Genomic DNA, 7,025 nt, shown 5'->3' with positions numbered 1-7,025 from the left:
ACCCCAACCATTGAAACTCATTACTGACTTTCTTTGGGTGGGACGCTTGCATTGCTTGGACAGGTCAGCAACCCGCCAGCGCAAGGCGTCCACACAATTCACCTGTGCACACTGTCAAAGATCTCGTCACCGCGGATCTTTCCGCCAAGGGACATTTCGTCCCGGTGAGCCGCCCATTCTACATCGTCTTTCCGGTCCGTCAACACCTTCGTTGAAGAATTCTCAGCGAGGATTGTGCCGTACCGTGCCGATGCGGCAGCGGGGCGCGAATAGTAGGCAGGCACCCAGATATTGGCAAGCACTTTCTTCGAAGAGTTTTCACTCTTTTGCGCAAGCCGTTGATCCTGCGCGAAACAGAGCCTCGCAGCGGAGAGGCGATCAAACGCCGATCAATCGCACCCGGGCGAAGTTGCGCTTGCCGACCTGCAGCACGCCTTCGAATCCTGCCGTGAATACGCGCTGCGCGTCCTCCGCCACCTCGGCATCAATGCGTACCGCGCGCTCCTTGAGCTTGCGGTTTGCCTCGGAATTGCTGGCGGTAAGTCCTGCCGCAGTGAGCAGCGCAGGCAGGCGCAAGCCCTCGGCAGGTGCCGCGATCTCGCTGAGCGGCAACAGCGAGGTGTCTCCCTCGCCGCGCACCACCGCATGCCAACCCGCGATCGCCTGCTCGGCAGCCGCCGCGTCGTGGAAGCGCGCAGCCAACTCGCGCGCCAGGCGCAGCTTGGCGTCACGTGGGTTCAGCGCCCCGCTTTCCACGTCGCGCCGCATCCTCGCCAGCTCGTCCAGCGAGACGTCGAAGCTGAGCAGTTCGAACCAGCGCCACATCAGCGCGTCGTCGATCTTCATGGTCTTGGTGACGATGTCGATCGCCGGCTCGTCAATGCCGATGTAGTTGCCCAGCGACTTGGACATCTTGTTGACGCCGTCCAGGCCCTCCAGCAGTGGCATCGTCAGCACGATTTGCGGCGGCTGGCCGAAGTGCTCCTGCAGGCCCCGCCCCATCAGGAGGTTGAACTTCTGGTCTGTGCCGCCGAGTTCGACATCGGCCTTCAGCGCCACCGAGTCGTAGCCCTGCACCAGCGGATAGAGGAATTCGTGGATCGCGATCGGCTGCTGTGCGGCATAGCGCTTGGCGAAGTCGTCGCGTTCGAGCATGCGCGCCACGGTGTGCTGGGCAGCCAGCTTGATCATGTCGGCCGCGCCCATCTTGCCGAACCACTCGGAATTGAAGCGCAGCTCGGTGCGCTCGCGGTCGAGCACCTTGTAGACCTGCGCGGCATAGGTCTCGGCGTTCTTCAGCACATCCTCGCGCGTGAGCGGCTTGCGCGTGACGTTCTTGCCGGTGGGATCGCCGATCATCCCGGTGAAGTCGCCGATCAGGAAGATCACCTGGTGTCCCAGTTCCTGGAACTGGCGCATCTTGTTGAGCAGCACTGTGTGTCCGAGGTGCAGGTCCGGCGCGGTGGGATCGAACCCGGCCTTGATGCGCAGCGGTCGACCGCTCTTCAACCGTTCCAGCAGATCCTCGCGCTTGATGATTTCGTCGGCGCCACGCGCGATCGCGGCCAGCGCCTGCTCGGGTTCGTTCATGCGTTCCTCGGGGTTTGTGGTTGCCATGACAGCCATTTGGGCGATGGCAATCACGTTTCAACGTTAATTGTGCGTTAACCCAAAACCCAGCGCAAACCCTTGATGGGAAAGGCATTGACGCACTTGTCACGCGACGACTATGGTACGCGGGTTTGTTACTTTGTACGACGAGGCTCGCGCAGCATGGGTGAGGAAATTCGGGGAGGGCGCCACGCACGCAAGCAGGCCATCTGCCGCAAGGCGCAGCGCCGGCACATCAGCTTCTACGAGCGCTGCGCGCACTGGTCGTTCGACCGTTCGGAATCCACCACACCCATCCACTGGCACCGCGAACGCTGGGTACTGGCCGGTACCGCGTTGATGGTGACCCTGCTTTCCGGCTTCATCATGCCCGCTTGGGCAACGGCGATGAAACCCGCATCGACGATCGAGGCGCACACCCTGCTGCCGCTGGCCCTGCCGAAGCTGCCTGCAGTCAACCCGGCGGTTTCCACCGTGGACGACTGGCAGGTAGTGCGGGTGCAACCCGGCCAGACCTTGTCCGACATCTTCGGTGGCCGCGGGCTCAGCCTGACCGATCTGCAGAAGGTGATGGATGCTGCCGGCGACGCGAAATCCGCCTTGCACAACATCCACCCCGGCGAGGAATTCGACTTCCTACTCGGCCCCGGCGGCAGCCTGCGCGGCATCCGCTTCGACAAGGACCAGGCCAACCGCGCCATCGTGCGCCTCGACGGCCCGCAACCCACGTTGACCCTGCAGCCGCGCGATATGGACGTGCGCGAGGAAGTGGCGCATGGCGTGATCCGCAGCAACCTGTACGCCGCGGGCGACCAGGCCGGTTTAAGCGCGGCGATGGTGGGCAAGCTCGCCAACCTGTTCAAGTACGACATCGACTTCGTGCAGGACCTGCGCCCGGGCGACAGCTTCACCGTGATCTACGACGACATCTACCGCGACGGCGCGCGCTACGGCGAAGGCGACATCGTCGCCGCTGAGTTCGTGAACCAGGGCAGGCGCTATACCGCCTACCGCTTCAGGAAGGCCGACGGCAACTATGGCTGGTTCAGCGAGGACGGCCGGCCGCTGCAGAAGTCCTTCCTGCGCATCCCGGTGGATTTCACCCGCATCTCCTCGCCTTTCAGCAAGAATCGCCTGGATCCGATCACCGGCCGCCATCAGGAGCACAAGGGCGTCGACTACGCCGCGCCGACGGGCACGCCGATCTATGCCGCCGGCGACGGTGTCATCAAGTTCCGCGGCTGGCAGCGGGGCTACGGCAACTTCGTGGTGCTCCAGCATAACAAGGACATCAGCACCGCCTATGGCCATATGTCGCGCTTCGCCAAGGGCGAGCGCGTCGGCGAGCACGTGAGGCAGGGCGAAATCATCGGCTACGTCGGCATGACCGGCTGGGCTACCGGGCCGCACCTGCATTACGAATTCCGCGTCGACGATGTAGCACGCAACCCGCAGACGGTGACCCTGCCCAAGCCCGAACCCCTTCCCGCGGCCCAGATGGCGAAGTTCAAGGCCACCGTGGTGAAGCCTCAGCTGGCGCGCCTGGAACAGGTCGACCAGCGTATCAAGCTGGCCCGCATCAACACGCCGAATACCGAAAACTGAGCGCCGCGCCCGCGTGAGTGATGCCGCATCGCTTTACCTCGGCCTGATCTCCGGCACCAGCGCCGACGGCATCGACGCCGCGCTGGTCTCGTTCGAGCAGGAGCGCCCGCAGCTGCGGGCCGTGCACACGCATCCGTGGCCGGATGCATTGCGCACGCAGATCCTCGCGGTGGCGCAGGGCGAGACCACGCTGGATCTCGATGCATTCGGACGGCTGGACGTGGCACTGGGCCATGGTTTCGCGGATGCCGCGCTGGCGCTGCTCGACGCCAGCGGCACACCGGCCGGCGCGGTGCGCGCGATCGGCTCGCATGGCCAGACCGTTCGTCACCGCCCCACCGGCGCACACCCGTTCACCCTGCAGCTGGGCGACCCGGCGACGATCGCCGAGCGCTGCGGCATCACCGTGGTGGCGGACTTCCGCCGCGCCGACGTGGCCGCCGGCGGCCAGGGCGCGCCTTTGCTGCCGGCCGTGCATGCGACGCTGCTCGCACAGCCCGGCCAGACCCGGGTAGTGCTCAACCTCGGAGGCATCGCGAACATCACCGTGCTGGGCGCTGACGGTAGCGTGATCGGCTTCGACACCGGACCCGCCAACGGCCTGCTGGATGCTTGGTGCCTCCGCCAGCATGGCGAACCGTTCGACCGCAACGGCGCGTTCGCGGCCAGCGGCAGGGTCGACGGCGCCCTGTTGGATGCGCTGCTCGCCGATCCCTATTTCGCGCTGGCGCCACCCAAGAGCACCGGCCGCGAACACTTCCACCTCGACTGGCTGGCCACGCAGCCTCGCGTGGCCACGCTGGCGCCGGCCGATGTGCAGGCTACCCTGCTGGAACTCACCGTGCGCAGCGTGGCCGCGGCGATCGCGCGCCATGCACCCGATGCGACTGATGTACTGGCCTGCGGCGGCGGCGTACACAACGGTGCGCTGATGCGCCGCCTCGCCGAACGACTGGCCCCATGCCCGCTGGCGAGCACGGCAGATTTCGGCGTCGATCCGGATTTTCTCGAGGCCACTGCCTTCGCATGGCTGGCCAGGCAACGCCTGCTCGACCGTCCCGGCAACCTGCCCGCGGTCACCGGTGCCTCCGGATTGCGCCAGCTCGGCGCGATCCATCCCGCGCCGCGCTGAAGCACCTAATTTTTACCGGCCGGCCTCGCGCGAGATCGGCATCAGCGAATCGCTGCGCGCGGACGACAGCGCCTGTACGGTTTCATGGAACACCGCCTGCTCGACCGGGTTCCACGGGCCGACCAGCCCGGCGAGTTCGTCGGCTTCGACCAGCGCCTCGGCCTGCTGGCCGCTTTCGGCGGCGCCGAGGCCGCGCCGCAGCGCGTGCAGCAGCACCTCGTTGACACTCCACTGGTGGTTCTTGGCGAACGCCTGGATGCGTTCGGCCAGCAGATGATCGACATGGCGTATCACGAGATCGGGCATTCGTCGGCTCCTTGCACGCGGCGCACCCCTGCACCGCCGATGATGCCAGCGCGGCGATGCCCTGCAAGCGGCGCGCCGCCGTTCCGTGGTCTGCGCCGCACCCGCAACGTGAACGGGCTCTCAGAGCCCGTTCAGAGTCTCGGTATGGCCGCGCCGGCCCGGCGCGCCCGATCGCACAACGCTGCACGAGGACCAGCAGCATGCCAGACAGCGCCGAATCGGCTTGATCCCCACACCTCACCCAAGGCCGGCAACAACGCGCTACCGCATGAATTCGCAAAACGATTTCAACTTCCGGTGGCGGAAGCTGCAGCCACGGGATCGAAGCGCCGCCACAAGGCAACGAACAGCAGCATCGCCGGCAGCACCGAGAACACAGTGATGACGAAGTAGCCGCTGTAGCCTGAGACAGCCACGATGCTCCCGGCGAAGAAGCCGAGCACCTTGCCGGACAGGTTCACCAGCGAACTGAGTAGCGCGTATTGCGTGGCGGTGTGCTGTCGGTTCACCAGCAGCGAGAGGAAGGCCACCGTGGGCGGCCCGAGCATGCCCTCGAAGAAGTTCTGCCCGGAAATCGCCAGCGTCAGCATGGTGAGATGGCCGGGATGCGCGATCAACAACAGGTACAGCAGGTTGCTGATCGCACCGAGCACGATGCAGCCGCCGAGCGATCGCCATGCCCCCCAGCGCGCCACCGCCGCACCGCCGACGAAGGCGCCGGCGATGCCGATCCAGATGCCATAGATCTTGGTGACCGCGCCGATCTGGGTGTTGGAAAAGCCCATGTCGCGGTAGAACGGCCCCATCACCCCGCCGATGATCGCCTGCTCGGGAATCTTGAACAGCAAGATGAAAAGCAGGGTCAGGCACGCCAGTGGCAGACCGTAACGCCGAAAGAAATCGGCGAACGGCTCGGCCACGCTCTCGCGCATCGCCTGACGCCACGATGCTGGGGCGAGACGCAGCACCTCCGGCTCGCGCATGGTCAGCGTGACGAGCACCGGCACCGCCATCACTACGGCCATCAGCACGTAGATCTGCGCCCAATGGATGTGATCGGCGAGAATCAGCGCCAGGGCGCCGGAAACGATCATGCCAAGGCGGTAGCCCAGCACGTAGGTAGCCACCAGCGCACCTTGCGCCGAGGGCGGCGCGATCTCGATACGGTACGCATCGATCGCGATGTCCTGCGTCGCCCCCATGAAGGCGGCGAACAGCGTGGCCACCACGAACCATGGCAACTGGTCCGGCGTCAGTGCCGCCATCGCCAACAGGCCCGCGGCAACCCCGATCTGGGCAACCAACAACCAGCCGCGACGCTGCCCCAGCCGCGCAAGCAACGGCAGCTTCCAGTGATCCAGCAGTGGTGCCCATGCGAACTTGAACACATAGGTCATGCTGGCGCTGGCGATCATCGTGATGTCCTTTAGCACGATGCCGTTCTGCTTTAGCCAGAACGACAACGTGTAGGACACCAGCAGGAACGGCAGGCCGGAGGAAAACCCGAGCAGGCACAGCGTCCCCGCGGCCGGCTGCGAGAAGGCCTGCCAGATGGATGGCTTGCGCGACGCCGCGGCGCCCTCAGTCGGCATAGTCGACGGTGTACGGCGCGTGGTCGGAGAAGCGCTCGTCACGGTAGATCGCGCAGCGCTTCAGGCGTTTCCCCAGCGCCGGCGTGATGAGCTGGTAGTCGATGCGCCAGCCCACGTCGTTCTCGCGGGCGCGGCCGCGGTTCGACCACCAGGTGTAGTCCTCGCCCTCCGGGTGCAGGGTGCGGTAGCTGTCCACCCAGCCGCGCTCGACCAGGCCATTGAGCCAGGCGCGCTCCTCCGGCAGGCAACCGGAGTTCTTCTGGTTGGATTTCCAGTTCTTGATGTCCTTGGCGCTGCGCACGATGTTCCAGTCGCCACACAGTACGTAGTCGCGGCCGCTTTTCAGCCACTCGTCGAGGATGGTCGAGAGCCAGTCCATCGCCTTGAACTTGAACTGCTGGCGCTCCTCGCCGGAGGTACCCGACGGCACATAGAGCGACACCACGCTCAGGTTGCCGAAGCGCGCCTCGACGTAGCGGCCCTCGTTGTCGAATTCGGCCCAGCCCAGCGCGGTGCGCACTTCGTCCGGCTCGCGCTTCGCGTAGATCGCCACGCCCGAGTAGCCTTTCTTGCTGCTGGCGTCGCGATAGAAGCAGTGATGGCCGTCGGGACGGAACATCGGGTCGGCCAGCTGGTCCTCCTGCGCCTTGGTTTCCTGCAGGCAGATCATGTCCGCCTTTTGCTGGCGCAACCACTCGAACACGCCCTTGTTTGCGGCAGAGCGGATACCGTTGGCGTTCAGGCTGATGATGCGCATGCGCGGCTCCGGGTGTGAAGCG

Annotated in this window: 6 protein-coding genes; 2 read left to right on the top strand and 4 right to left on the bottom strand. The window is 65.5% G+C overall.

What is annotated here, in order from left to right:
• Positions 1-378: 378 nt before the first annotated feature.
• A complete protein-coding gene (gene tyrS / locus AC2EWF_RS09490) occupies positions 379-1,590 on the bottom strand; it encodes a tyrosine--tRNA ligase (protein ID WP_483639112.1) in 1,212 nt (403 codons plus the stop codon).
• Positions 1,591-1,773: 183 nt separating this feature from the next.
• Here tyrS and AC2EWF_RS09485 point away from each other — a divergent pair, with 183 nt between their 5' ends.
• Positions 1,774-3,216, top strand: a complete 1,443-nt coding sequence (locus AC2EWF_RS09485; RefSeq protein ID WP_483639111.1) for an OapA family protein — start codon at positions 1,774-1,776, stop codon at positions 3,214-3,216.
• Positions 3,217-3,229: 13 nt separating this feature from the next.
• Entirely contained in the window at positions 3,230-4,348 is a 1,119-nt protein-coding gene (locus AC2EWF_RS09480; protein ID WP_483639110.1) for an anhydro-N-acetylmuramic acid kinase, read from the top strand.
• A gap of 12 nt (positions 4,349-4,360) precedes the next feature.
• Here AC2EWF_RS09480 and AC2EWF_RS09475 read toward each other — a convergent pair whose 3' ends face one another.
• The 3 genes from AC2EWF_RS09475 to AC2EWF_RS09465 form a co-directional block, all read right to left on the bottom strand.
• The gene (locus AC2EWF_RS09475) at positions 4,361-4,654 is read right to left on the bottom strand and encodes a hypothetical protein (protein ID WP_483639109.1); all 294 of its coding nucleotides are present in this window, start codon (positions 4,652-4,654) and stop codon (positions 4,361-4,363) included.
• A 287-nt stretch (positions 4,655-4,941) separates the two neighbouring features.
• Positions 4,942-6,246 (bottom strand): AmpG family muropeptide MFS transporter, encoded by a 1,305-nt coding sequence (locus tag AC2EWF_RS09470; protein WP_483639108.1) that lies wholly within the window; start codon positions 6,244-6,246, stop codon positions 4,942-4,944.
• Positions 6,236-7,003 carry an exodeoxyribonuclease III gene (locus AC2EWF_RS09465; RefSeq protein ID WP_483639107.1) on the bottom strand — a complete coding sequence of 256 codons (768 nt, stop codon included), beginning with the start codon at positions 7,001-7,003 and terminating at the stop codon, positions 6,236-6,238. The genes AC2EWF_RS09470 and AC2EWF_RS09465 overlap by 11 nt, the downstream gene beginning before the upstream one ends.
• Positions 7,004-7,025: the final 22 nt, after the last annotated feature.

This window comes from Rhodanobacter sp. sgz306013 (assembly GCF_057031145.1).
Note: the sequence above shows the minus strand (reverse complement) of the source record. Positions and strands in the feature narration are given on the sequence as shown.